This window comes from Chryseobacterium jejuense (assembly GCF_900100075.1).
In the GTDB taxonomy this organism is placed as follows: Bacteria; Bacteroidota; Bacteroidia; order Flavobacteriales; family Weeksellaceae; genus Chryseobacterium; species Chryseobacterium jejuense.
In genome coordinates this window covers 1-25,262 of sequence record NZ_FNEG01000010.1, presented here as the reverse complement: position 1 = coordinate 25,262, position 25,262 = coordinate 1, and the positions used below count along the sequence as shown (strand labels likewise).

The window sequence follows — 25,262 nt, the reverse complement described above, 5'->3', positions numbered from 1 at the left end:
CGTTTTTTTAACCGAAAAAGATAAATACATGAAAAATTGGATCCCACTTCTTTTATTGCTTCTTGCTTTATCCTCCTGCAAAACCCGTAACGCTGTAAAAAGTGATACAGAGAATACTCAGGACAGTATCAAAACAGCTGAAGATAATAGAAATCCAAAAGACGTAAATCAACCGGTGAGGGATAAACTTACCTTTTATGAACATGTATTGATCGCACCAAAATTCGAACAAATAAAGATCGACAGTAAAGTTCGTGTAGAAACAGGAAGTTTCATCCCTACATTAGATGCTACGGTTTATATTGAAAATGATAAAAAGGTTTGGATGAACCTTAGAGCTCTGTTCCTGAATGTAGCCAGAGGAATTGCAACTCCAGATGGAATAAAAGGACAGGATAAAACCAGCAAAACTTATATTGATTCTGATTTTGATTATCTTAATAATCTGCTGAATGTTAACTTTATTGATTACAAAGCACTGGAGAAAATCCTGTTGGGAAGAACGTTTGTAAAGATTAACGATTCTCAGTTTATACTCACTCAAAATGCACAAGGTTATAAAATGGTTTCTAATGTAAACCAAAAAATTGTAACCGATGAAAAAAACAGAGAGTACAAAATTGAGCTGCAATACGACACCAATTATGATTTACTGAGCGTTAATCTAAAAGATGTTTTATCTCCGGATGAGTTAGAAATATCTTACAGTGACTGGAATGAATACAATGGAATTCGTCTTCCGCAAAATGTTAAAATAATTATAAAAGGTTCAAAATCTAGTCAAATTTTAATGGAAAATACGAAATTTGACTTTTCGAGGATGGAAACACCTTATTCTGTACCATCCAGTTATAAGAAAATTGAGATTAAATGATTAAAAAATTTAGCTTTTTAATAGGTGTTCTTATGTTTGGACTGCACCAGGGACAGCAGAAGAAAGAACAGCTGCAGAAGCAGAATGCCGAACTTAAAAAACAAATTGCACAAATAAATACAGATTTAGCTAAAACAAGAAGCGAATCTAAACTTTCCATAGCCTACCTTACCAACGTTAATCAAAAGTTAGTATTAAGAGAAAAGGTCTACAATAACACTCAAAAAGAAAAGAGATTTATTGAAGATGACATCTATCTGAAGCAGCTTGAGATCAATCGTCAGAATAAGGAATTGGCAGTTCTGAGAAAGAATTATGCTGAAGTCTTGGTAAATGCTTATAAAAATAAAGGGGTACAGAATAAAGTAACCTTCATTCTTTCGTCTAAAAATCTGGGTGAAGGTATTCGAAGAGTACAGTATTTAAAACAGTATTCAGATTATCAGGATAAAAAAGCAGCTGAAATTACTGACGCTGCCAATCAGATCAAAAAAACCATTACACAAAGACAAAATTCTGTAAAAGAGAAACAAAACCTTCTGGTAAACCAACAGAAGGATTTAGCGACAATTAATGCGGAAAGAGCTCAAAAAGAGCAACTGGTAGCTGATTTTAAAAAGAACGAAGTAAAACTTACCGGTGAACTGAAGCAAAAACAAGTTCAGTCTAAAGCTCTTGAAGGACAGATCAGAGCAATTATTGCAGAAGAAATCAGAATCGCAAAAGCGGAAGAAGAAGCCAGAAGAAAAGCAGAAGCAGAAAAAATACGTTTAGCAAAGCTTGCTGCAGAAAGAGAAAAAGCAAGAATTGAAGCTGAAGCTAAAGCAAGAGCTGAAGCTTTGGAAAGAGAAAGAAGAATTGCTGAAGCTGAAGCTAAAAAAGCGGCAGAATTAGCAGCAAGAAGAGCTGAAGAAGAAAGAAAACGTAATGAAGAAGCAGCAAGAGCTGAAGCCAGCGCGAAAGATGAAGCAAGAAAAATAGCTGCTAAAAAAGCATCTGATGAAGCAGCAGCCAAATCTAAAGAAGCAGCAGATAAACTTGCAGCAGCAAGAGCCGCAGAATTAGCCCTAGCCAAGAGAAAAGAAGAAGACAAAAAAGCGGCAGAATCTAAGGCTATGACAAGCTATGGGGTTACTACCTCCACAGGAAGCAGTTTTGCTGAAAACAGAGGAAGATTAGGATATCCTACAGACAAAGCAGGACGTATCACTCACCGTTTCGGAAGGCAGCCCCACCCTGTGTTCAAAAATATTACTGAAGAAAATAACGGTATCAAACTTTCTGTACCAGCAGGTACCCGTGCAAAATCTGTATATCCGGGATCTGTATCTTCAGTACTTGCTAACAATGATGGTACAAAAACCGTAATCATTAAACACGGAAGCTACTTTACCATTTATTCCAACTTAGGAAATGTAAGTGTTTCCAAAGGACAACAGGTTTCTGCAGGAACTCCCGTAGGAACTGTAGCTCAGGATTTTGATGGTGCGTACACCCTTGATTTCCAAGTATGGAACGGAAGTACGCCAGTTGATCCACTAGGTTGGATTTCATATTAAAAAAAGTGTAACTTTGCAAAAATTTTAAGAGATGAATACACTAACAATACTTGCCTTATCTTGGCAACATATCCTTATCGTAGCTATACTTTTAGTATTGCTTTTTGGAGGAAAGAAAATTCCGGAACTAATGAGAGGAGTTGGTTCAGGGATCAAAGAATTTAAAGATGCGGTAAAAGAAGAAGACAAACCAGGTTCTGAAAAAAAATCGTCTTCTACAGATAATAATTCTCCAAGCAACTAAAATTCCTTAGAATTAATGAAATTTACTGAGACTGCATGGAAGGTCTTCAATCAATCTATTGAAGACTATCACGTGTCTGATGACGTTAACACTCTAATTAATAACCCGTTCGAAAAAGATAGTTTGGAACGGATTTTGTATGCAAAGAACTGGATTGATACCGTTCAATGGCATCTGGAAGATATTATTAGAGATGAAAATATTGATCCGGCAGAAGCTCTTCAACTGAAGAGAACAATAGATACCTCCAATCAGAAAAGAACTGATCTGGTAGAATATATTGACAGCTGGTTCCTTAATAAGTTTGAAAATATAACTCCTAAACCTGAAGCAAAGATAAATACAGAAACTCCCGCTTGGGCAGTAGACAGATTATCAATTCTTGCCTTAAAGGTTTATCACATGTCATTAGAAGCTAATAGAGAATCCGCCTCTGAAGAACACAGAAATAATTGCCAGGCTAAACTGGATGTTCTGCTTATTCAGAAGGAAGATCTAACAACTTCTATAAATCAGTTGCTTGCTGATATTGAAAACGGTAACGTTAAGATGAAAGTATACAAACAAATGAAAATGTATAACGATGAAAGTCTTAACCCAATCCTTTATCAAAAAGGGCAACAAAAATGAAAAGACTAGTTTTTTTTGGAGTATTACTAATATTAACATCTTCCTGCGCAACGGAAAAGCTTAACCTTTCTCCGCTGTCAAATAACTTTTATAGCGATACAAAAGGCTCTGATTCTGATAGAGGCTCTAAGAAGAGTTTTAATATCAATATCAAGGAAAACATAAACGCTTCTGAAATTTCAAATATCATCTCTACTTTCCCTAAGTTTAAAAACAATGGGCTTAATGATGAAATCACAAGTTTGAAATACAGTCTTCAGAATTATTTATATGCTATTGATGCTAATAATTCTGCAGGTAAAAGCAGAGCGCTAAAAAGCTTCGAAAAATCATACAAAAAAATTCAAAAGCAAAGACAAAGCCTTGAAAAAGATGATGATGAAGTTCTTAACAGATATTTGGTGCGTTTAAAAACCAATATTTCTGTAATTGAAGATGCTTTACCAGGAAGTTAAAAACTAATTGAACTATCAATGATTAAAATTCAGGCGGAAGCCAACGTTCCTACAGAGCACGGCAATTTCCGAATGATCGCTTTCTCCGAGAATGAAAACGACTGGATGCCTCACATGGCAATCATCGCAGACAATACAGATTTTTCAAAACCTGTTAATGTCCGTTTCCATTCAGAATGTATTACAGGAGAAGTCTTCCATTCAAAAAAATGTGAATGCGGCCAGCAATTGGATGCAGCCATGAAATATATCCACGAAAACGGTGGTATTATTATTTACCTTCGTCAGGAAGGCCGTAATATTGGTATCATCAATAAATTAAAGGCATATTCATTACAAGAGAAGGGACTTGACACAGTACAAGCTAATCTTGAACTGGGACTTCCTGCAGATGACAGAAACTTTGGGGTAGCCATTGAAATTCTTAACCTGTTGGATGTAAAAGATGTCAACCTTTTAACCAATAATCCTGAGAAAGTAAAATATGTGGTAGACAGCAATGTTCATCTCAACTCAAGGATTCCTTTACAAATTCCTGCCAACGAAATTAGTAAAGGCTATTTACAGACAAAAAAAGATTTCTTTGGACATCTACTCGATGACAATGATAACTAGATAAAATAAAAGCTTCAGGACGTATTCTGAAGCTTTTTTATTAGATCACTAGATCTGATATATTTCAATATAAAATCTGACTGAAACCCTGTGTCCTATTTTATGATTAAATGAACCCATTTAATTCCTTCCTATTGAATTTTTCAGTGTGTTACTTGTTAATGATTATTATGTATCCACTACCTCATCAAAAGTACTTTAATAGTCTTTAAAAGGTCATTAGAGATATTATTGCCTATTACTTTCCAATCTGATAATTTTGAACTTTCCCATCATTCAACTCTTATAAAAAATCAAAAGCCCCGGAAGATTAACTCCCGAAGCTTTTTTAATTATAAAAAACTGAAAAGATATTTCTTAATTAAAGAGTCTTGATTTTAGACTCATCAATTTTATACTGCTTAATTACACTATTGTAATCACTATAATCAACTGTTGGAGCAGCAGATTTAGCGCTCTTAGCCATATCAGCAGGTATAATTACAACTCTGAATCTCTTATTAGTATAGAATCCTGAATTTGCAGGTAAACTTAAATCCAATGTTGAGTTTACACTAAAAAGAACATCAACTTTACTAAAGTCATATGAGTAGTCAACAGGTGATCCATCATCCGCATAACGTGTATAAGGAAGAAGTCTCCAAACAGGAGTATCATTGGTCCCGTCCACCTGAATGTAAATAAGTACCATATCTGCACTTACCAATTGTTTTTGGAATGTTTGCTGAGATTGATATAAATTATTTTTTACTTTTTTAAATAAAGGATAAGCATCAAAAGCAACTCCTACTGTGTCATTATCCTGACCAGGATTCACCACAACCGGATCATTATTGCTGTTATCACAACTATATGTAAGAAATCCGACACCGGCTAATAATATAAGTGGAAGAATTTTTCTCATTTCTATAAATGTTTAGTTATTATTTATATTGCGTATTCAAATCATATACCAAAAATTTCAAAATCTTTGTTTTTGTCAATTTTTTTAATTGTATTTTTGTTCTTATTCAAAAAGTCATGAAGAAATTATTATATACTTCACTCTTTATTGCAGCATTGATTAGTCCTAGGATGAATGCCCAGTATCAGCCAAAAAACACTTCGAAAGAAGACATGAAAAAGGCTCAGCAATGGGTTGAAAAAACGTATAAAAATCTTTCACAGGATGAAAAACTGGGACAGCTTTTTATTGTTGCTCTTTATACCAATAAAGGAGAAGACTATATCAATCAGGTAAGAAACATTGTTGCTAATGATAAAATCGGAGGTTTAATCCTGATGCAGGATGATGCCGCAAGAGAAATCAACCTGGTGAATGAATTCCAGCAAAAATCCAAAATTCCTTTAATGATTGGAATGGATGCTGAATGGGGGTTATTCCAGAGAATTGCAACGGCACATAAATTTCCATGGGCCATGACTTTGGGAGCTATTCAGGACAAAAATTTAGTGTATCAGATGTCTGCTAAAATTGCTGAAGATTGTCACAGAATGGGAATCAACTGGGATTTTGCTCCGGTGGTGGATGTAAATACCAATCCGAACAATCCTATCATCGGTAACAGAAGTTTCGGCTCTGAGGTAGACAATGTTATCAGTTCTGCCCTATCCTATTCTAATGGACTTCAGGATAATAATATCTTAGCAGCCATTAAACATTTCCCTGGCCACGGAGATACCAGTACAGATTCACATCTTGATCTTCCGGTGGTTTCCCACAGTATTGAAAGACTTAACTCAACAGAACTGGCTCCCTTTAAAGCTTTAATGGATAAAGGCATTGGTGGGGTTATGGTGGCTCACTTATACGTTCCAAGCTTAGAATCCGGAAAAGGAATTCCTGCTTCTGTTTCTAAAAATATCATCACAGGGCTATTGAAGGACAAACTTGGCTATAAAGGATTAATTATCACAGACGCCTTAAATATGGGTGCTGTTGCTAACAAATACAAGCCGGGAGAACTGGATGCTATGGCATTTAAAGCCGGAAATGATATCATGCTTTTCTCTCAGGGAGTTTCAGAAGGGAAAAAACTGATTCAGAAAGCAATTGATACCAATGAAATTTCTCAATCCAGAGTAGAAGAAAGTGTAAAGAAAATTCTTTTAACAAAATACTTCTTAGGACTTACTCAATACTCTCCTAAGAATCCTGAGAACATCAATGCTGATCTTAATAATGATTCTCATAAAACGTTGGTTCAGAACCTTTATTCCAATGCTATCACGTTATTAAAGGATGAAAAAAAACTGCTTCCATTATCCGGAAAGCAAGTTTATTATATTCCTTTGGAAGAAGCTCCTTACCAGACATTTGCCAGTAGAATGGGATCAAATATGATGATTAAAAAGGCAAGTGAGATTAATACAATCCCAGCAGGATCTACAGTAATTGTTGGTTTCCACAAGGATAATTCAACAGCTTATAAACCGTATAAAATCTCTGCAGAATCTAAAAAGGTTCTTGCTTATCTTACTAAAAATCAGAATGTCATTCTTAATGTATTCGGAAGTGCTTATGCTTTAAAAGATATTGATCTATCCAAAGTTTCAACAGTTCTGGTATCTTACGAAAACAATGACGATTCTATGAATGCAACTGCGGATGCTTTAAACGGAAAAACAAAAATCTGGGGTAGGCTTCCTGTATTGGTTAACGATCAGCTGAAGCCAGGAATGGGAATAGACCTAAATCCTGCTTCCCCAATGAATACAAAATAAAAACAACATCAAAACAACAATAATCTAATGAAAATAGGCATACTTTGCTATCCAACTTACGGTGGAAGCGGAATTGTAGCAACAGAACTGGGAATGTCTCTTGCCAATAAAGGATATGAAGTACACTTCATCAGCTCTGCTCTTCCTGCAAGATTAGACATTACCAATCCGAATATTTTCTTTCACAGAGTAAATGTTCAGACCTATCCGCTTTTCCAGTATCAGCCTTATGATATTGCGTTAAGTTCTATGATCTACAGGGTTGTTAATCTATATAAACTTGATCTGCTGCATGCTCATTATGCCATTCCTTATGCATATGCGGCTTTTACAGCTAAGCAAATGCTCCAGGAAGACAATAATGATATTCCTTTGGTAACAACTCTTCACGGAACAGATATTACCCTTGTAGGGCAGCATCCAAGTTATAAACATGCGGTAGAGTTTTCCATTAACCAATCAGATGCCATTACTTCGGTTTCTGAAAGTCTGAAAAAGGATACGCTGCAGTTTTTCAACATCAAAAAGGAAATTCAGGTGATTACCAATTTTATTGATAATTCTGAATTTGATGACTGTACGGAATGTCAAAGAACTCAGTTTGCAAATCCTGATGAAAAAATATTGATCCATGTATCGAATCTTCGTCCTGTAAAACGTGTGGATGAAGTATTACAGATCTTTAAAAATGTTGAGAAGAAAGTTAAATCCAAACTTATCATCATTGGTGAAGGTCCTGATATGGAAAAGGTGAACCAGTTCCTTGAAGAAAATCCGGATCTTATCTCAAAAATCCGCCTTCTGGGGAAAGTAAATGATCTTTATAAAATTTTGCAGCTTTCTGATGTGTTTTTACTTCCTTCAGAGCAGGAAAGTTTTGGTCTGGCAGCTTTGGAAGCAATGGCAGCCTATACTCCGGTTATCAGTTCGAATGCAGGAGGAATTCCTGAGGTAAATATTCAGGGAGAAACGGGATATTTAGCAGAAATCGGAAATGTAGAAGCCATGAGCAACTATACAATCAAACTGTTGAGCAATGAAGAACTTTTAACTAAAATGAAAGAAAATGCGAAAGAACAGGCAATAAAGTTCGACTTGAAAAACATTCTTCCTATCTATGAGAAAATGTATAGAACGACTATAGAAAATTTTAAAAAGGAGTTGACGAAAGTATAATATTTCTATTATATTTATCGTCATACTATGACGGAAAAATTACTTCAATATCTTTGGAACTATAAGGTTTTCAAATATTTTGACTTCAAGGATATTGAAGGAAATTCCGTTGAAATTATACAATTCGGGAAATGGAACAAAGATGCCGGCCCGGATTTTCTTGATTCTAAAATCAAAATCAACGGTGTCATTCTTGCCGGAAATATAGAACTGCATATCCGCTCTTCAGACTGGATTTTCCATAATCATTCTCAGGATCCTAATTACCAGAACATTATTCTTCATGTTGTTTTTCAGCATGACATCGAAATTAGTATGCTTACTCAGCAAAAGGTTCCTACCCTCGAGTTGAAACATTATATTGATGAAAATATAGTCTGGAAATATGAAAGATTAATCAATGGAAATCAGTTTATCGCCTGTGAGAATATTTTCGATAAAGACAAAATTCCCGTGAATTTTCATGAAGGAAATATTCTGAAAAAACTGGAAGAAAAGTCTATTGAGTTGGAGCAAAATTTAATCCTATATAAAAATAATTTTGAAGCGGTTTTATTTCACAGCCTTGCCTATTCTTTCGGATTAAAAGTGAATGCTCATATTTTCAAACAGATTTCAGAAAGTGTAGATTATAGTATTATCAATAAAATCCGCCAAAATCCGTTGCAGCTTGAAGCTCTGTTGTTTGGAATTTCAGGATGGCTCACAACACCTGTAGACGGCCAAATGAAAATATGGAAACGGGAGTTTGATTTTCTTAAAGCAAAGTTTAAGATTTCGGATCTTATATTTCATCCTAAGTTTTTAAGATTACGGCCACCCAATTTCCCTACCATCCGGTTGTCTCAGCTGGCCAATCTTTATCAACATCAAAATTTATTTTCAAAAGTCATGGATGCAGAAAGTATTGAAGAACTCTATGATCTTTTTAAATCAGTAAAAGCTTCTGAATACTGGGATTGCCATTTTAATTTCGGAACTATTTCAAAAGTACAACCTAAAGCGCTAAGTAAAGATTTTATTGATATCATCATTCTGAATACTATTCTTCCTTTACAATATACTTACCATAAATATCACAGTGAAGAAATTGTGGATAAGATCATAGGATTCTATCAGAATATTACGGCTGAAAAAAACTCAGTCATCCAGAACTGGAAAAATCTTGGGGTACCCATCACCAATGCTCTGGAAAGTCAGAGTCTCATTTATCACTATAAAAATTCATGTGCCGAAAAAAATTGCTTAACTTGCAGTATTGGATTTAAACTTTTAAAAGAATCTTGAAATGCTGAGTAATATCCGTCATAAAATGGAAAGAGAATGGTTTGGTGTACTGACAAGAACAGGTGCCAAGCTGGGAATTCCCGTATCCAAATTAAGGATCTTCTTCATCTACTCTACCTTTGCTACAGCCGGCTTTTTCTTTCTGATTTATCTGGGTTTGGCATTCACTTTGTGGATTAAAGATATTTTTATCACAAGAAGACCAAGCGTCTTTGATTTATAATTATGGAATTTTTATCGATTATTTCTGCTGAAGATCATAGAGTTCAGGGAATCTATACTTCTTATACCAGCACTTTTCCTGTAGACGAACAAAGAGACAAAGAACAGTTTCTGGATTTATTTTCAAATCCGAAAGTAAGTTTTATGTCTATCATGCATGAATCTGACGCAATAGGCTACATCATCTTATGGGAGCTGAGTTCTTTTGTTTTTGTAGAACATTTTGAAGTCTTTGAGGCTTTCAGAAGCAAAAAACTGGGATCTCATATCATGCAGCATTTATTAGAAAATTATCCAAGAATCATCCTAGAAATTGAACCTGAAGATCAGAATGATGATGCTAAGAGACGTTATTCTTTCTACCAGAGAAATAACTTCGAACTGATTGATACTACTTATGTACAACCAAGTTATGGAGAGGGAAAACAGTCTCTGAACTTATGGCTATTGGCCAATTATTCTCCTGAAAATGTGGAGGAACTTAAAACTGAAATTTGCGATATTGTTTATCCTTAATATAAAACGCCGGAATATTTCCGGCGTTATTTTTTTATTAAAAGTAAAAGATTGACCACAGATGCGTTGTATCCTTTTTGCTTATAATATTAATCTAGTTTACTTCGTATTCCAATTTTATGGTGATACTCGCTTCTTTTTCTTTGGAAGAAGTATTGAATGTTCCACCGTAAGAATAATCTTCGTTTGAGTTGGGTGCTGTAATCTGAATGACTCCCATTGTTGCTTTTTTAAGATTTCCTAAGCTGCTTCCGGAATTTTCTGCAATTTTTTCAGCACGTTCTTTAGCATCTTTTGTTGCACTGGCTATCATTTCCTGTTTTACAGTAGCCAATTTGGTGTAAAAATAGGAAGGTGAAGAAGAGGTAAACTCAATACCACGGTTGATAATTTCAGTGATATTTCTCGAAAGATTTTCAATTTTCCCTACTTCCTTACTTTCAATAGATACATTTTGAGTCAGGTTATAACCGGAAAATTCTCCCTGTACATAATTTCCATTGGAGTCATTATAACTCCTGAACTGCTTCTGAATATCAACAGAAGAAAAAACAATCTCATTCTGTTTTATTCCTTTTGAAATCAGATAATCATTGATAACTTTCCTATCCATGGCTAATTCATCATAAGCTGACTTCAAATCAGAATTATTCTTAGAAAAACTGCCTGACCATGTAATCAAGTCAGAAGTAAACTGTTTGGATCCTAAACCTGTTACAGCGATTGTATTTTCAGATTTATTTCTATTTTTAATTGCATTTCCTAAAAAGCTGAGGCCAAGAATAAACCCCAAAGCTCCTATAGCTACTGCAATAACGTTTTTATTCATAAAATTCATGAATTTGGTTTGATTATGAGATTATTGCAGCAATTTCCATTCCAATATTTTAAGATTTATTTAACACTAGAAAGAAACAACTAACACTAACTGAACTTGATCTATTTATGGCTATTATTGAGCCTTTCAATAAAAACCGGGATCACTTCTTCCATCCTCAAAAGAACTCCCGAAAGATTTCTGGCTTTTACATAGGTACGAACCTGAGGTTTCGCTGAAAATGAAAATTCAATAAACTCTGAAATTTTATCGGCAGGAATTCCAGCCTTAACAAAATAATCATCATCTACCCTGCTTCTCACCCAGGCAATATGTTCTTGGAGATCATCATATCTGTATTCTCTTTTCTGTTTTCTTGCTTTTCCGCTTATCAAATCATATACTCCCTGTACATTAAGATTTCCAAGCAATATAGGTAAAAGAACGCTTTTCACTTCTGCCGGTTTCTCCCGCATTTTTCCTACAGGTTCAGGAAGACCAACAGCCTGTTTTACCTGTTCTCCTTTATCTACTTTCGCAACAATCCTGGAATCCTGCTCCAGATCACCGGAAAGCTTTTTTACAATTTTCACTTCTCCGATATCTTTGGGAATCTGAAAAAGAGTGATTAACAATTGTGGATTACCTCCATCTGTTAAAACCCGTCTGGAAACTCTCCTGAAATCTTCTTTTACAAACCTCAGTTCATCATTGGGATTAGCTTCAATAGAAAATATTCCTTGTGAATTGGAGTATACTTTTTTATCTGTGGATATATTAACAATGGTGACGGCACTCAAGTTTTCTCCTTCATCGTCAATAATCCGCCCGGTTACCATCTGTTGAGAAAACAAAAGATTACTGCACAACATCACAAGGAAAATAAATCCTTTTTTCCAATGGTCATTTACTCTATTTTTGAAATTGTAATCCAATTATTCTTTTATTTATAAAAATACCAATATTTTATTTGGCATCAAGCTTATTTAATTTGCGGTATTCAACAAAAGCTGTTTTCAGTTCAAACTCTAATACATTCTTATTGAAATCCTTTCTGAATTTTTTAGAAAGATTTCTTGTTTCTTCTGCATATAGTAGAAATGCATCAATCTGTTCATCCTCCATACCATACTTTTTTAGGAAATCTAAATTTACGTCATTTTTAAGCTGTAGCATAAAGTCTTGAAATTCTATATAGTTAGCCTTTGTAATTTTGGGCTTATTTGCATTAGTAAACAAGCTTATTGCTTTACCAATAATCCCTAAAGCATCAACTTGTCCTGCATTAAAATCATGACCCGTAAAGGTTTTGGAAATGGTTTTATTGGGTAATGGTTCAGTTAAAGGACTCTTCATATATTTGGACATCTCCGATTTTAAAGACCTTAGCTTTTGAGACTCATTAAGACGCTTACTGTCTTTTTCAAGATTTCCGGTAGGTTTAAAGGCTATTTTTACTTCCGGAATCTGGATCTCTGCTTTTTGGAGGATCATCAGTATAGGAGTATTGAAGTCTTCTTTTGAAATCTTTTTACTGGCACGGTAATAGCCTTCTTTTATGGCTCTTATTTCATCGTTTTCATCAGCATCTATCACAAATTTTCCTGAAGCATCACTCAATACAGAAGTGTTTTTTGAAACATTAATGATTAATACCGGATTGATATTCACGTTACTATTGTCTGTAACGAGTCCTGCTACCTTTTGCTGTGAGAATACCATAGTAGACACACAGAGCAAACTCATGGATAGGTTTTTCTTATACGTTTTCATTTTGGTTATCTTTGAGTTTTTGCAGCACGGTAAGAGGATATTCTTGTCAGAACAAAACGTTGAAATCTGTTCAGGTCTTCGTCACTACAGAATCCATATTTTAAAATCTTCTTTCTTTCAAAACCACCTGCAAAAACATAGGAGATGAAATGATCTATCAATGGCTTTTCAATTTTAAGATCGGTAAAATAATCGTCTCCCAGACTTGCTCTGATGTATTTCATAAGATCAATATCATCCCATTTATCTTTTATAGCTCCAACTACAAATCCTTCTCCTATTGGCTGTACAAATTCACCTGGTTTTGCTGCTAGAATTCTCGGATCTGACTTCTGTACCATATACTTTCCTAGATCGGCCAACAGTTTTTCTACCTTTTTAGGTTTGTTGTAGATCTTTGAATCTATTTTCAGATTTCCAGTGAGTCCCTGCTTAACTTCTACTTCAGGAATCTGAATGGTTGACCGAACAAGGCCGATATTCATAGGTGACTGTACATTTTCCTGAGATACCTTTTTCACAACTCTATCATATCCAGCTTTTATAAATCGTAATTCATCTCCTACTTTTCCTGAAATCATAAAATGACCATCTCCGTTTGAAAGTACCATTTCATCAGTCCGGATATTAACTACACTAACTTCCGGCATTTCAGCACCACTCTCAGAAACCACTGTTCCGAAGATATAACTTTGGGCATTGGAATGAATGAAGAAAATCAGAGATAGAAAAAGAAGTAGTTTGAATTTCACAGGTTATTTTTTATAGAGCAAAGCTAAAATTATTTTTAAATTGTTGCATAAGTTTAACCACCGTTAACGCCTTTTAATATTTCTTTCTATCTTTTGCTTCCGAAACTGTTAAATAGGCAGATTGAATTGTTAAATTTTCTTTTAAATTTTAGCTAACTTGCAGTCTCAATTCTCTTTTTACAATGCAAAATTCTTATACAGTTATCAATGCTTCTGCCGGATCCGGGAAAACATATGCCCTGGTTCAGCGACTTCTGATGATCTGTCTCCGTTATCCTAATCAACAGCAATCGATCAGGAATATTCTCGCTTTAACCTTTACGAACAAGGCCGCCAACGAGATGAAGGAAAGGATTTTGTCCTGGCTTGGAAATTTCTCAGCCAGTAATTATGCAGAGAATACTGACCTTAAAAATATTCAAAAGGCTTTTGAGGAACAGGGATTAAAAATCACTATTGACGAGCTGCATCATCGGTCTAAAAGACTATTGGATTATATTCTTCATAACTATTCTACTTTAAATATCGGAACGATTGACCGTTTTAATTCAAGATTGGTGAGAAGTTTTTCTTACGAATTGGGACTGGCAAAAAATTTCAATCTGGAAATTGAAGCTGAACCGTTTCTGATTGAGGCTGTGGATAAAATGCTGGACCAGATTGGTGAAAATGATACAATCTCTAATTCTTTCATGGATTATGTGGATTACAGCCTTGAAAACAATGAAAGGATCAATCTTAATAAAAACCTTTATGATTCGGCAAAGGAATTTGTAAAAGATATTCATTACGAGCACCTGAAAAACAATGATAGTTTTGATGATGCCAATTATGAAAATATCAAGAACACGCTTCGTAAAGAGATTGTTCTGAATAAAAAACAGGCTGCTGAACTTGCTGCTGCTTCTATTGAATTATTCAAATCCAGAAATATTGAGATTGAAGATTTTGCTCAGGGAAAAAACGGGATCGGAGGTTTCTTTACCAAAGTTATTGATTTTTACCAACAGAAAAGAGCCGGTTTTCCTTTTCCTACTACACAGGAAGAATCTGTCATCAACAATTACAGGAAAGGAGCTTCTTCAAAATCTAAACATAAGGAAGCAGAAATTTTAGAAATTCTGGATCAGCTTATTGAAAACAGAATGAAACTTATTCTTCTGTATATTGAAACTCAGAAGAAAGAAAAAGTTTTATCTGCCTTGCTTCCTTTAAAAGTTAATAAGGATATTCAGGATGAGCTGAAGAAGATTGAGGAAGAGAATGACCTTGTTCTTCTTTCAAAATTTAATATTCTTATCAATGAAAATCTTAAAAACGAGCCATCAGCTTTTATTTATGAAAAAGTAGGGGCACAGTTTCAGCATTATTTCTTTGATGAGTTTCAGGATACATCAGAATTGCAGTGGCAGAATTTTGTTCCGTTAAGAGATCATAGTGTTTCCACTGAATATACTTCTTTTACTCTGGTAGGAGATCCTAAACAGAGTATCTACAGATTCCGTGGTGGGGAAAGTAAACTGATGCTGGATATCATCAACAAAAAGGAATTTTCTCCTAAGGAAGCGGATCTTCTGGTTCTTAAAGATAACTGGAGAAGTGCCAGAAATATTGTACAATTCAATAATGAGCTGTATCAGTATCATTCTCTGGAGCTGGAAGAGGAACATAAAAATATTTTTGGGGCGGATGCTGAGCAGACTCCTAAATCTAAGATTGACGGACGTGTAAAAGTAAACCTGATCGAAAATCTTACGAATGACGAGTTTTATGATGATACATCAGAGAGCATGCGAAAAGATATTCAGGAATGTCTGGATAATGGATTTAAGTTCTCAGATATTACAATTCTATGCCGTGGAAATTTTGATATTTTCAGCTATTCTCAAAAACTGGGAAATTTGAAAGTCAATTATCATGGCGAGGAAACCAATATCAAAACCATTTCTGATAAAGGTCTTACGCTGGAGCTTTCCAACACCTTAAAAGCAGTTATTGAGTTTTTAAGATGGGAAATTAATCCGAAGAATAAGCCTTGCCTTATCATGATGATGTATTATCTGAATACCTTAGGGAAAATTCACATGGCAGATTTTACGTTGGAAATGAAGGAAATTCTGGATATTGAAGGCCATGAAGAGATTCTTCAGTTTATACAGCAGAAATATTCGTTACAACTGAAGCAGGATCACTTTCCGAGATTCAACCTTTATAATTTTATTGAGTATTATATCAATGAGTTTTCAGTAGAGAACAAAGAAACCGACTTCCTGCTGAACTTTTTGGAAATGCTTTTCAATTTCACCCAAAATGCTGGTGCAAGTACCAAAGAATTTTTAAAATATTGGGATGAAGAAGCTTCTTCCTATACCATTCAGGCTTCGGAAAATATAGATGCCATTCAGATTATGACCATTCACAAGTCTAAGGGATTGGAGTTTCCTATTGTTTTTATTCCTATGATGAACAAAAACAGAGACAGTGAGTTTACCAACTGGTTTGAGACGAATGAAAGTGATGCTTTAAAATCCGTTAACATCAACCAATTCAGTAAGAATCTTGAAGTCTATGATGAGGAAATTCAGAAATTCAATAAAAAGAATTCTTATAAAAATCTGATTGACAGATTATGTTTGCAGTATGTAGCGACGACAAGGCCTGTTGAACAGCTATTTTTCTATCTTCAGAAGGCTAATAAAACTTCGAATAATCTTGAGCTGTTAGAATTTATTCAGACCAAAAACACTGAAAATGCAGATTCATTTGATCTGTATGAAGTACAACCGGGAATGTTGAAGAAACATTCAAAAACCAAGACTTCATCTTTTAAAACGAAGAACATTCAGAATCTGAAAAACGTTAATGAAAAGAGTACTTCCATCAAGATTGCTACTCCGTCAAAAAACTATCAGGTACGAAATGAGAAAGTAAGAATCGGGCTTTTTGTACACGAGCTCTTATCTAAGATCAATACTGAAAAAGATATTAACAAAGTACTGGAAGGCTACGCTTTGGAAGGTCAGATTACATTGGAAGAAAAGAATGAAATCCAGATTACTTTACAGGAAATTGTCAAAACATATTCTGAATTCTTTGATGAAAAGTGGGAAGTTATCAATGAAAAGGATATTATGATCTCTGAAAATGGAGAAAGCCATATTTCAAGACCTGACCGTATTCTGAAAAGTGAAGAAGGTTATATCATTGTTGACTTTAAAACAGGTGAGGAAAAAGGCAAGGATGAAGAACAGGTACAGGGTTACAAAAATATTCTTGAAAGATTGGGCAAAAAAGTTCTGAAAACGCAGATTATTTATCTTTAGACCTTATTTTTTCAATATCACAGAAAGAGCTATTATTTGGTCAAAAAATATAACATCTTACATCAAAATGAGGATATTACTTTTCTTAACCAAAATATAATACGCATTGAAGCACCTTAGACAATAGATTAAATTGTATCTTTCGTCATAAAAAAACTACTGAAAAATGTAAAATCATTGCTACCCTTAAAAACTAACACAAGTATTAATGATCTAACCATGAAAATTTATTTTATCTCATTTCTTATAAGCGTCTTTTTGATCGCCTTATCCGGAACTGTCATATTTAATATTCTCGATTATACTGATCCTCCTATAACCAAGGATGGTCACAGGTATATGCCTACGGAAAGTCTGGCAAAAGCTTCATTTTTAAGCCTTATCATAGGAGCCATCACTTTTATTGCGGCAATCAGAATACAAAGATTGAGACAGAATAAATAAACATCCGGCACATCAGAGCCCAAAGATTATGTTAAAAAACTATATTATTAAAAACTGGAAGAGTTTATTCAAAATTCAATGGATAAGCTTCAGTATTTTCATTATTTTAACATGGATCTATTATTGGGATAAAACAGCTCATGTTTATTTCAACAGAAATCCTGAAATACTTACTATCCAGAGTCTATTTTCTTCAATGATGACCTGGTTTTTCGTTTTCTTTACATTTGTTGTTCTGATATATCCTCTCCTGTTTGGAATACAGGTTTATTTTGTCCGGCATAAGGAAGAAAGTAACAAAAAACTGCTTTTTTTATTTGTATTATATCTCCTGTCCATCGTTTCAGTATTTTCATTATATACCATCAATAGCAGCCATGCAATAAGAACTGCTTTTCTATGTCTTTAATCCAACTAAAAAATAAAAACCGCTATCCCAAGGAATAGCGGTTTTATATTGTTAAAAACTTTTTGAGTTTTAAGCAGTTGTATCAGGAGTAAATACTCTCTGAGATAATTCCTGGTCAAAAAGGTATAATGCAGATGGGTTATCGCAAACCATTTTGATTTTTGTTACATACTGAGAAGCACTTGCTTCTTCCTCTACTTGTTCGTTGATGAACCACTGCATGAACGATGTTGTCGCAAAATCTCCTTCTTCATTAGCATTCTTTACAATATTGAAAATACTTTTAGTTACAATTTTCTCATGTGCCAATGCTTTTTCAAAAATATCTGTAGCGTTTTCGAACTCGTGTGGTGGCTTTGGAATTGCTCCAATGATGATTTCTCCGCCTACGTCATTCAGATAATCAAACATTTTATCTGCGTGCATTAATTCTTCTTTGCTCTGTACTCTGAAGTAGTTCGCAATTCCATCAAGGTCTTTTCCTGAAAACCAAGCAGACATTGAAAGATAATAATGAGCAGCATATTGTTCGTGGGCAATTTGTTCGTTAATTAATTTTGCAATTTTTTCGCTAACCATAAGTATTGAATTTATATTCAAAAATAAGGAATAAAAGCCCGAAATCAAAAGTTTTACGGAAAATTAATACAAAAAGGATGGAAAAAATCCCATCCTTTACACATTAAAAAATCAAAATTATAAACGGTTATTTTACTTCAGGAGCAGCTGTATTCATAGGCTTTTTCATCATTCTTCTATCCTTCATTGCCATCCTTTTCTGTTCCATTTTAGCTTTTCTGTCAACCTGCCATTTATCATATTGTTCAGGAGTAAGGATCTTCTTCATATCAGCATCCATTTGTGCTCTTTTGGCCTTCATTTCCTCCATTTTAGCTTGTCTTACTTCTTTATTTTTTGCGAAGTCAGCTTTCATTTCGGCTTTTCTTGTTTCATGTAATGCTTTTACCTGTGCTACCTGTGAAGCATTAAGGTTAAGATCTTTTTGCATCTGTGCAAGATGCTCCTGTTCTCTTTGTTGCATTTTCTGCTGCATTTCTGCTCTTCTTGCTTCTTTGTCCTGTGGAGTTGTCTGTTGTGCCATGGCAAAACTTCCCATTCCGATAAATGCTATTGCTAAAACTAATTTTTTCATCTTTTTAAAATTTAATTAATTGTTATTATACCTTTTTGATTCAGTATTAAATCATAGGTTAAATTAACACATTCATAAATAATGTTAAATTTTAATAAAAATAAATCAATAAAATGCAAAAAAAAGGACAGATTACAAAAACCTGTCCTTCACACCACTTAAATATAATATATGAAAATTAATTCCTTACCAAGCTTCCTCTAAAGCCTCCACCATTACCACGACTTGGTGAAGAATTTTCAGATCTTTGTTGTCTGAAACCATCACTGTTTCCTCTGAATCCACCATTACTTTCTCTTGATGGAGCAGGAGCCGCTTCTCTTCTTACTTCATTACTTCCTCTAAATCCGCCGTTATTATTTCTAAAACCTCCGTTATCAGAGCTTCCGCGGGATCCATTATTATCCGAGCTTCCTCTAAAGCCTCCGGAATTACTATTTCTGAAGCCTCCATTATCTGAATTCCCTCTAGATCCATTGTTATCTGAGTTTCCTCTAAAACCACCGGAATTATTACTTCTGAAACCTCCATTATCTGAATTCCCTCTAAAACCACTGTTATCAGAGTTTCCTCTAAAACCACCGGAGCTGTTTTGTCTAAAACCATTTTCTGGTCTGCTGCTGCCTCTTACAATATCAAAAGTAGGATTATCAGTTCTTCTGAACCTTGAACGGTCTACTCTGTAAATATTGATATTAATATTTCTATATCTCGGCATTACAGTATATCTTGGGGCATAATATGTTCTTCTGTAGTTTTGGAAATATACAACAGGGCTTGATCCTCTATAATAATTATTTTGAAACACTACAAAGACTCTTGGTCCCATAATTCTTTCTAGCGCGTAGAACCTATCGTAATACCATCTGTCCGGATTATATCTGTAGAAATTATCCCATGCTGAAAAACTAGCATACAGATTATTCAGTCTCATGATCTGATCTACCTGCCAACGGCTTAATCTATTTTGTACAAAGAACCCGTTCCAATCAATATTGATAACACTATTTCTGTAATCGTTATAGTAGCTTTGGTAATAATCACCTGGATAATAGTCCTGAGGATAATTATAATAATAATCATCAGGGAAATAATTTCTGTCATCCTCGTCTCCATAATAGCCTGCTCCATTCTGATAATAACCATCATCACCCCAACCATTATTCGGATACTGTTGAGCAGACGTCAAAACGCCAAGCCCAAAAGCTAATCCCAAAAATATTTTTTTCATCTCTATAGTCGTTAATTGGTTAATATATAGCAGAATATCTCAATTCTATCTTTTTGATACAAATAAAAAAAAGAAGTTAAATCCTAAGATTAAACTTCTTTTAAATTATTTATAATCAACTGATAATCAGATGTTAAATTTATATCCTTCCGCTATCTTTTATCCAGTGAGCAATTTTATTATTGAAAACTTTCTGGTCTTTAAGATCTTCCAGTTTTATATGCATTCTATAACGCCAATAATGTGGGAAAACAGCAGGGTTATTAATCCTTTCATTATCCATTTTAGGATTGGTAAGTTTTGCATCGGTAGCGAGGAATTCCTGAATCGGAAAAATGGCCAGCATAGATTCATTATATAAATGCTGCTTCATGATGATCTCCGCCAAATCAGGGGTCAGTTCTGCAGGAGCTTTTCCATACTGAATCAATTGTTGATTAAAGTATTTCTGTGTTAAAGCAGGCTCTTCTTTCCACCATTGTCTCAGTGTTGAGCTGTCATGTGAAGAAGCAGTAACCACATTCATATAATTGGCATATCTTGGATCATAGAATGGAATATTCTCTGCAGGCATACGCTGAACTTTCAGAGCAATAATAGCCAGTTCATCCATTACAACCGGTACACAGGCAGGAACCATACCCAAATCTTCTCCACAAATCAGCATTTTCGTGGCATTCAGAATCATCGGAAGTTTTTCCATTGCTTTTTCATACCAAAGATGATCCTGTCTTTTAAAGAAATAATCGTGGTACAGATCATAAATACTTTTCTGTTCAGCTTCCGGTAAATATTGATACGATTCTGTATTATAAACATTGAATCTTGGGTGGTAAACCGTTTCTCCGTTTCTTTCTTCCGGTAAAAACAAAACATTGGCACAAAGGGAAATCAATTTTTCCTCAAGCGGGCCATATGGATTTTTCTTAAAGAAATCTACCAGTTTTCTTTGGGTATTATATTCTTCTTTAAAGGAATAGGTTCCATCTTCATTACGGTCCATAAATACAAGAGCCTTTCCACTATCTGCCGCAAAATATTTCCATAAAATCTCATTGTTGATGAATGGCTTACAATACCTGTCAAATTTAAACGGAATTTGCCAAGCCTTAAATTCATCAGAAACAATAGGAACAGCAGGATAAAAATACCCTAAAATACCCTGTACGGCAGAGATAGGCATTCTCCATATTCTAAAGAACCCTAAAATGTGATCGATTCTCATGGCATCAAAATACTGTTCCAATGCTTTGAATCTGTTTTTCCACCATCTGTAATCATCTGCCTTCATCGCTTCCCAGTTATAGGTAGGGAATTCCCAGTTTTGACCAAGTTCTGTAAACTGATCCGGTGGTGCTCCAGCCTGAAAATCCATACCGAAAAGTTCCGGTTCAGTCCAGGCTTCAACAGAATATCTGTAGATTCCAATAGGTAAGTCTCCTTTTAAAGAAACTCCAAGATTGTGGGTATAATCTACGGCATCCTTCAATTGTACATGAAGCTGATACTGCACCCAGGCATGAAGCATTGAAAGATCATAATCTTTGCTTTTCGTAGTAAAAAACTGTGAGATCTTTCCTGCGATATATTTTTTATGAGTTTTCCACTCATTGAAATTAGGAGTATTATATTTATCCCTTAAGACACAAAATGCCGAATAAGGAACCAGCCAATATTCATTATCCTTAATGAACTTTTTAAAGTTTCTATCCTTATAGATTTTATCTTTTTCTGCATGGAAAACAGCCTTCAGATACTTCCATTTCCCTTCGATCATTTTTTCATAATCGATAAGATCAAGAGTATTTAAAGCCTCTTTATCAGTCTTATACTCTTTAACTAATTCCTTCGGTAAAGAAAAATCAAGTTTTTCTAATGAAATATATTGGGGATGTAAAGCATAAACAGATACTGCTGCATAGGGATAAGAATCCGTCCATGAATAATTAGCGGTAGTATCATTGATAGGCAGAATCTGGATAATTCCAAGGTTCGTTTCCTTTGTCCAGTCTGCCAGTTTTTTTAGGTCCGAGAACTCTCCTACTCCAAATCCTTCTTCACTTCTTAAAGAAAATACAGGAACGGCAACTCCGGCATCATGGTACATCTGATACCCCTTAAATCTGAAATAATGATTGGAAACAATCTGTAATACATCCGGCAAAGGATTAGTAACCGTAAATCTGTTTTCTCCGGTTTCAACGTCTATAACCCTGTTCTCTTTAGTATCGTAAATACAATATTTAAATTCGATATATTCATTTTCTGGAATTTCTACAGAAACTTCCCAAAGACCAAAATCAGTCTGATGTAAAGGAACTACTCTGTTATAATCCCAATTTCCTAAAGATGCAGTATTTCCAAACAATACAATTCTCCAATCCTTATTATAAATAGGAGCTTCCAGTCTGAATAGATGAGTATGCTTTTTTAAAATTATTGATTTCTCCGGGCTAAAGTCGTGTAGCTTGTTGTAAAGAATTTTATTATTTAAATAATTCTCTGGAAAGTTTTTGTTATTCCATTCATCAAAAATAATAAACTCCTTATAGTTATGCGGGAAATTAAGATGATGCTGAACAAACTCGTCTCTTAAAACATTTCCTTTTTCATTCACCACTCTGTATTGATAGGAAATAGATCTGGAAAAATAATCTACTTCACATTTCCACAAACCATTCTCTGCACAAAACATCGTATGGATATGGGCTGCAGTGCCTTCTTCACGAATCACCAACTGCAGATTTTCTCCGGCTTTTACAATATATCCTACATTAAAGTATAGCTTCATCTATATTTTTTTATAAAAGTACATTTTAATATCGAAAAATAAAACTTGTTGAATATCAAATAATCATTAAAAAACCTTCTCAATCAGATTGAAAAGGCTTTTATGATAACTCTAATTTTATAGATCTCTTTTTGTCTGATTATTTAGTGATAAGAATTTTCTTATTCAGTATTACTTTTCCTGATTCATCTGCTATGCTTACAATATAAGCACCATTAATCAATCCTCTGAAATAAACCTTCTGATCCAGTGAACCATCTTTAACAGACAAGGTCTCACTCATTACATTTTTACCGGACATATCGAATACATTCAATTTGATGTTCCCTTTTACTTTCGTATTATTAACATGAACATTTACAAAATGCTCATCAACTCTGGTTGGATAAATATCAAGATTAGTTAATGTATTACTATTTGAAGAAACTCTGTCATTCACAAAGTATTTACTAGCCAAATCATAAATATGCAGGTTTTGTTCTCCCGGAAGTTGTTTAGCTTGTAAAGTAGCAAGATCTACTTCATATAAAGGAGCACCTTTAGCACTTGCAATCACCACCTTTCCTTGTGCATTCACAGCAGATCCGTTCACAGAATAGTTATCAGGAATTCCGGCAATCTTACCTACAAATTTTGCTTTTAATTCTTTAGCAGATACTTTAAAAACATTTCCTGAAGCAGCAAAAATATAGAAGTTATTATCAGCATCAGCAACCATATCTCCTCCAAATCCTGTTTCTATTGTAGTAAATGAGTTTTTACCATTTGAAGCATCATCCTTAATGATTCCTAGATCATTAACCACATATTGTCCACCCTTTTTACTGATTTGTAAAAGCTGTGTTCCGGAATTATTAACCGCATAGATATTCCCATCATAGCCTGTCGCCATTCTAGTAATATGAGAATTAATATCACAAGATGTTACCCGCACAACATTATTTTCTACTAAAGTAATTTCCTTAGTCTGAGGATTTAAAATATAAATATTAGAAGAAAACATAGGTATGTACACCAAATTGTTATTGGATGAATCATATGCCAATGCTGCTATCGTCGTAGCTTGAGCATTATTAAAAGAATTTTTATCCTCAGCAACTAATCCTCTTCTGGTTTGCGAAATAATCTTTGAAGATGAATCAGCAGTAAAAACCTTCTCACCTGAAGTACCATTTGTTGCATCTATTACACGGAAATCATTAAAATGAATAGCCTGAGTATCCTTTCCTGTAATTGCATAAAAATCTTGTTGAGCATGTGCATTCACACCTAGCAACAGTAAAAATAGAGGGAATAAATGTTTTTTCATAGAATGTATATTTTAGATTCGTAATCATTATAATATGACTAAGTTACACAATTTACCCATTAGAAAAACAAAAAAAAGTAATGATTTGAATAAAGTTTATAATAAATTAATTCAAATGATAAAGTATCCTAAAGCAGCAATACTACCTCAAAATATTTTCAGAAGCTTGATCCCGCTATCCACTCATACTCCTCGCGCCAGTGTTCCCCTAGCTTAGCCCCGCTCACCAACCTATGCTGTGGGGTAACCGTTACTATCGGGGCTAGAAGGAGTATGAATGATGAATGATCAGTGATAATTGATGAATGATGGGAATTTATTTATTTAGTGAAGGACCTATTATTAGCAATGAGTAATGAGCAATAAATAATCTATAATGATGGTGAATATTTGTATGATACCTTAGTCTGTAATAACCCTACTCTTCTCATTCCGTAGGAATCTAGACGGTTGAAAGGTTGCTTTTAATAATTGTCGGTCGTTTCAGCTTTTTCACCGTTTCGTTGTAATAAGTTTTGATAGCGAGGGTTGGATCCTTACAGAAATCGAAGATTAGACATAGTGAATGACAAAAGCAGTAAGGCTATCAGACATAATGATACCAAGGAATAACTCTTATAAATAGAATAAAGATAGAGTGGTAAATTGAATATAAAAATAAGTCTATTGCTATTTTACATATTCAGGATTCAATAGGGACGGGCTTTAGCCCGTTCAAATAAAAAAATAATCCAATGGCTTTAGCCAAAACTTAAGAATAAATGTCTATGAGTATCGTTTGAGAATATCCCTGTTATTACCCATTGCTCATTGCTCATTACTGATTACTTATTGGATGAGTTATCCTTGAGTTGTGGATTAGGTCTGCTTTATTCGTTGGGTATAACGCAAAAAAAAATCCTTTATCGTAATGATAAAGGATTTTTAAAAATAAAATAAAAACTGGCGGCGGCCTACT

Annotated in this window: 24 protein-coding genes; 14 read left to right on the top strand and 10 right to left on the bottom strand. The window is 34.4% G+C overall.

Annotation, left to right across the window (positions count from 1 at the left end; all coding sequences use genetic code 11):
* Nucleotides 1–28: 28 nt before the first annotated feature.
* Genes BLS98_RS22180 through ribA form a run of 6 tightly spaced genes read left to right on the top strand, consistent with a single transcriptional unit; the run spans nt 29 to nt 4,377 of the window.
* Nucleotides 29–874, top strand: a complete 846-nt coding sequence (locus BLS98_RS22180) for a lipoprotein insertase outer membrane protein LolB1 (RefSeq protein ID WP_089739575.1) — start codon at nt 29–31, stop codon at nt 872–874.
* Nucleotides 871–2,433 (top strand): murein hydrolase activator EnvC family protein, encoded by a 1,563-nt coding sequence (locus BLS98_RS22175; RefSeq protein ID WP_089739572.1) that lies wholly within the window; start codon nt 871–873, stop codon nt 2,431–2,433. The genes BLS98_RS22180 and BLS98_RS22175 overlap by 4 nt, the downstream gene beginning before the upstream one ends.
* Nucleotides 2,434–2,464: 31 nt before the next feature.
* The gene (locus BLS98_RS22170) at nt 2,465–2,677 is read left to right on the top strand and encodes a twin-arginine translocase TatA/TatE family subunit (RefSeq protein ID WP_089739570.1); all 213 of its coding nucleotides are present in this window, start codon (nt 2,465–2,467) and stop codon (nt 2,675–2,677) included.
* Nucleotides 2,678–2,692: 15 nt separating this feature from the next.
* Nucleotides 2,693–3,307 carry a DUF4254 domain-containing protein gene (locus BLS98_RS22165; RefSeq protein ID WP_089739568.1) on the top strand — a complete coding sequence of 205 codons (615 nt, stop codon included), beginning with the start codon at nt 2,693–2,695 and terminating at the stop codon, nt 3,305–3,307.
* The gene (locus BLS98_RS22160; protein WP_045492438.1) at nt 3,304–3,762 is read left to right on the top strand and encodes a hypothetical protein; all 459 of its coding nucleotides are present in this window, start codon (nt 3,304–3,306) and stop codon (nt 3,760–3,762) included. Before BLS98_RS22165 ends, BLS98_RS22160 begins: the two co-directional genes overlap by 4 nt.
* Nucleotides 3,763–3,780: 18 nt before the next feature.
* Nucleotides 3,781–4,377 carry a GTP cyclohydrolase II gene (ribA, locus tag BLS98_RS22155; protein WP_089739566.1) on the top strand — a complete coding sequence of 199 codons (597 nt, stop codon included), beginning with the start codon at nt 3,781–3,783 and terminating at the stop codon, nt 4,375–4,377.
* Between the two features lie 361 nt (nt 4,378–4,738).
* On the opposite strand, the gene BLS98_RS22150 is transcribed toward ribA, so the two are convergent.
* Complete coding sequence (locus BLS98_RS22150) at nt 4,739–5,281, bottom strand: hypothetical protein (RefSeq protein ID WP_089739564.1); 543 nt, start codon at nt 5,279–5,281, stop codon at nt 4,739–4,741.
* Between the two features lie 116 nt (nt 5,282–5,397).
* Between BLS98_RS22150 and BLS98_RS22145 the strand changes: the two genes are divergently transcribed.
* From BLS98_RS22145 to BLS98_RS22125, 5 genes are read left to right on the top strand one after another with little or no spacing between them, the layout of a single operon-like run.
* The gene (locus BLS98_RS22145; protein ID WP_089739562.1) at nt 5,398–7,101 is read left to right on the top strand and encodes a glycoside hydrolase family 3 protein; all 1,704 of its coding nucleotides are present in this window, start codon (nt 5,398–5,400) and stop codon (nt 7,099–7,101) included.
* Nucleotides 7,102–7,128: 27 nt separating this feature from the next.
* Entirely contained in the window at nt 7,129–8,277 is a 1,149-nt protein-coding gene (gene bshA / locus BLS98_RS22140; RefSeq protein ID WP_089739560.1) for an N-acetyl-alpha-D-glucosaminyl L-malate synthase BshA, read from the top strand.
* 27 nt (nt 8,278–8,304) lie between these two features.
* Nucleotides 8,305–9,564: a DUF2851 family protein gene (locus BLS98_RS22135; protein ID WP_089739558.1), complete on the top strand. Its 1,260-nt coding sequence runs from the start codon at nt 8,305–8,307 to the stop codon at nt 9,562–9,564.
* A 1-nt stretch (nt 9,565) separates the two neighbouring features.
* Nucleotides 9,566–9,787 (top strand): PspC family transcriptional regulator, encoded by a 222-nt coding sequence (locus BLS98_RS22130; RefSeq protein WP_034695702.1) that lies wholly within the window; start codon nt 9,566–9,568, stop codon nt 9,785–9,787.
* A 2-nt stretch (nt 9,788–9,789) separates the two neighbouring features.
* Nucleotides 9,790–10,302, top strand: coding sequence for a GNAT family N-acetyltransferase (locus tag BLS98_RS22125; protein WP_089739556.1), 513 nt, complete (start codon nt 9,790–9,792; stop codon nt 10,300–10,302).
* Nucleotides 10,303–10,396: 94 nt separating this feature from the next.
* Here the strand turns inward: BLS98_RS22125 and BLS98_RS22120 are convergent, their stop codons facing one another.
* From BLS98_RS22120 to BLS98_RS22105, 4 genes are all read right to left on the bottom strand, one after another.
* A complete protein-coding gene (locus tag BLS98_RS22120; RefSeq protein ID WP_089739748.1) occupies nt 10,397–11,131 on the bottom strand; it encodes an SIMPL domain-containing protein in 735 nt (244 codons plus the stop codon).
* A 110-nt stretch (nt 11,132–11,241) separates the two neighbouring features.
* On the bottom strand, nt 11,242–12,054 hold the full coding sequence (locus tag BLS98_RS22115; RefSeq protein WP_228425449.1) for a carboxypeptidase-like regulatory domain-containing protein: 813 nt from the start codon (nt 12,052–12,054) through the stop codon (nt 11,242–11,244).
* Between the two features lie 31 nt (nt 12,055–12,085).
* Nucleotides 12,086–12,865, bottom strand: a complete 780-nt coding sequence (locus tag BLS98_RS22110) for a hypothetical protein (RefSeq protein WP_228425451.1) — start codon at nt 12,863–12,865, stop codon at nt 12,086–12,088.
* Nucleotides 12,866–12,897: 32 nt separating this feature from the next.
* Entirely contained in the window at nt 12,898–13,644 is a 747-nt protein-coding gene (locus BLS98_RS22105; RefSeq protein WP_089739551.1) for a carboxypeptidase-like regulatory domain-containing protein, read from the bottom strand.
* A gap of 182 nt (nt 13,645–13,826) precedes the next feature.
* Between BLS98_RS22105 and BLS98_RS22100 the strand changes: the two genes are divergently transcribed.
* The 3 genes from BLS98_RS22100 (at nt 13,827) to BLS98_RS22090 (ending at nt 17,820) form a co-directional block, all read left to right on the top strand.
* Nucleotides 13,827–16,967, top strand: a complete 3,141-nt coding sequence (locus tag BLS98_RS22100; RefSeq protein WP_089739550.1) for a UvrD-helicase domain-containing protein — start codon at nt 13,827–13,829, stop codon at nt 16,965–16,967.
* 219 nt (nt 16,968–17,186) lie between these two features.
* Nucleotides 17,187–17,411 carry a hypothetical protein gene (locus tag BLS98_RS22095; RefSeq protein ID WP_139166171.1) on the top strand — a complete coding sequence of 75 codons (225 nt, stop codon included), beginning with the start codon at nt 17,187–17,189 and terminating at the stop codon, nt 17,409–17,411.
* Nucleotides 17,412–17,439: 28 nt separating this feature from the next.
* Nucleotides 17,440–17,820 carry a hypothetical protein gene (locus BLS98_RS22090; protein WP_089739546.1) on the top strand — a complete coding sequence of 127 codons (381 nt, stop codon included), beginning with the start codon at nt 17,440–17,442 and terminating at the stop codon, nt 17,818–17,820.
* Nucleotides 17,821–17,889: 69 nt separating this feature from the next.
* On the opposite strand, the gene BLS98_RS22085 is transcribed toward BLS98_RS22090, so the two are convergent.
* The 5 genes from BLS98_RS22085 to BLS98_RS22065 all read right to left on the bottom strand — a co-directional run bounded on the left by BLS98_RS22085 (nt 17,890) and on the right by BLS98_RS22065 (nt 24,304).
* A complete protein-coding gene (locus BLS98_RS22085) occupies nt 17,890–18,399 on the bottom strand; it encodes a ferritin (protein ID WP_045492407.1) in 510 nt (169 codons plus the stop codon).
* A 127-nt stretch (nt 18,400–18,526) separates the two neighbouring features.
* Nucleotides 18,527–18,973, bottom strand: a complete 447-nt coding sequence (locus BLS98_RS22080) for a hypothetical protein (RefSeq protein WP_089739544.1) — start codon at nt 18,971–18,973, stop codon at nt 18,527–18,529.
* A 178-nt stretch (nt 18,974–19,151) separates the two neighbouring features.
* Nucleotides 19,152–20,204, bottom strand: coding sequence for a hypothetical protein (locus BLS98_RS22075; RefSeq protein WP_089739542.1), 1,053 nt, complete (start codon nt 20,202–20,204; stop codon nt 19,152–19,154).
* A gap of 139 nt (nt 20,205–20,343) precedes the next feature.
* On the bottom strand, nt 20,344–22,995 hold the full coding sequence (locus tag BLS98_RS22070) for a 4-alpha-glucanotransferase (RefSeq protein ID WP_089739540.1): 2,652 nt from the start codon (nt 22,993–22,995) through the stop codon (nt 20,344–20,346).
* A 139-nt stretch (nt 22,996–23,134) separates the two neighbouring features.
* A complete protein-coding gene (locus BLS98_RS22065) occupies nt 23,135–24,304 on the bottom strand; it encodes a T9SS type A sorting domain-containing protein (RefSeq protein ID WP_089739538.1) in 1,170 nt (389 codons plus the stop codon).
* Nucleotides 24,305–25,262 lie beyond the last annotated feature (958 nt).

Coding starts and splice junctions, on each gene's coding strand:
- BLS98_RS22180 (WP_089739575.1), top strand. CDS start 29: ATGAAAAATTGGATCCCACTTCTTTTATTGCTTCTTGCTTTATCCTCC.
- BLS98_RS22175 (WP_089739572.1), top strand. CDS start 871: ATGATTAAAAAATTTAGCTTTTTAATAGGTGTTCTTATGTTTGGACTG.
- BLS98_RS22170 (WP_089739570.1), top strand. CDS start 2,465: ATGAATACACTAACAATACTTGCCTTATCTTGGCAACATATCCTTATC.
- BLS98_RS22165 (WP_089739568.1), top strand. CDS start 2,693: ATGAAATTTACTGAGACTGCATGGAAGGTCTTCAATCAATCTATTGAA.
- BLS98_RS22160 (WP_045492438.1), top strand. CDS start 3,304: ATGAAAAGACTAGTTTTTTTTGGAGTATTACTAATATTAACATCTTCC.
- ribA (WP_089739566.1), top strand. CDS start 3,781: ATGATTAAAATTCAGGCGGAAGCCAACGTTCCTACAGAGCACGGCAAT.
- BLS98_RS22150 (WP_089739564.1), bottom strand. CDS start 5,281: ATGAGAAAAATTCTTCCACTTATATTATTAGCCGGTGTCGGATTTCTT.
- BLS98_RS22145 (WP_089739562.1), top strand. CDS start 5,398: ATGAAGAAATTATTATATACTTCACTCTTTATTGCAGCATTGATTAGT.
- bshA (WP_089739560.1), top strand. CDS start 7,129: ATGAAAATAGGCATACTTTGCTATCCAACTTACGGTGGAAGCGGAATT.
- BLS98_RS22135 (WP_089739558.1), top strand. CDS start 8,305: ATGACGGAAAAATTACTTCAATATCTTTGGAACTATAAGGTTTTCAAA.
- BLS98_RS22130 (WP_034695702.1), top strand. CDS start 9,566: ATGCTGAGTAATATCCGTCATAAAATGGAAAGAGAATGGTTTGGTGTA.
- BLS98_RS22125 (WP_089739556.1), top strand. CDS start 9,790: ATGGAATTTTTATCGATTATTTCTGCTGAAGATCATAGAGTTCAGGGA.
- BLS98_RS22120 (WP_089739748.1), bottom strand. CDS start 11,131: ATGAATAAAAACGTTATTGCAGTAGCTATAGGAGCTTTGGGGTTTATT.
- BLS98_RS22110 (WP_228425451.1), bottom strand. CDS start 12,865: ATGAGTTTGCTCTGTGTGTCTACTATGGTATTCTCACAGCAAAAGGTA.
- BLS98_RS22100 (WP_089739550.1), top strand. CDS start 13,827: ATGCAAAATTCTTATACAGTTATCAATGCTTCTGCCGGATCCGGGAAA.
- BLS98_RS22095 (WP_139166171.1), top strand. CDS start 17,187: ATGAAAATTTATTTTATCTCATTTCTTATAAGCGTCTTTTTGATCGCC.
- BLS98_RS22090 (WP_089739546.1), top strand. CDS start 17,440: ATGTTAAAAAACTATATTATTAAAAACTGGAAGAGTTTATTCAAAATT.
- BLS98_RS22085 (WP_045492407.1), bottom strand. CDS start 18,399: ATGGTTAGCGAAAAAATTGCAAAATTAATTAACGAACAAATTGCCCAC.
- BLS98_RS22080 (WP_089739544.1), bottom strand. CDS start 18,973: ATGAAAAAATTAGTTTTAGCAATAGCATTTATCGGAATGGGAAGTTTT.
- BLS98_RS22075 (WP_089739542.1), bottom strand. CDS start 20,204: ATGAAAAAAATATTTTTGGGATTAGCTTTTGGGCTTGGCGTTTTGACG.
- BLS98_RS22070 (WP_089739540.1), bottom strand. CDS start 22,995: ATGAAGCTATACTTTAATGTAGGATATATTGTAAAAGCCGGAGAAAAT.
- BLS98_RS22065 (WP_089739538.1), bottom strand. CDS start 24,304: ATGAAAAAACATTTATTCCCTCTATTTTTACTGTTGCTAGGTGTGAAT.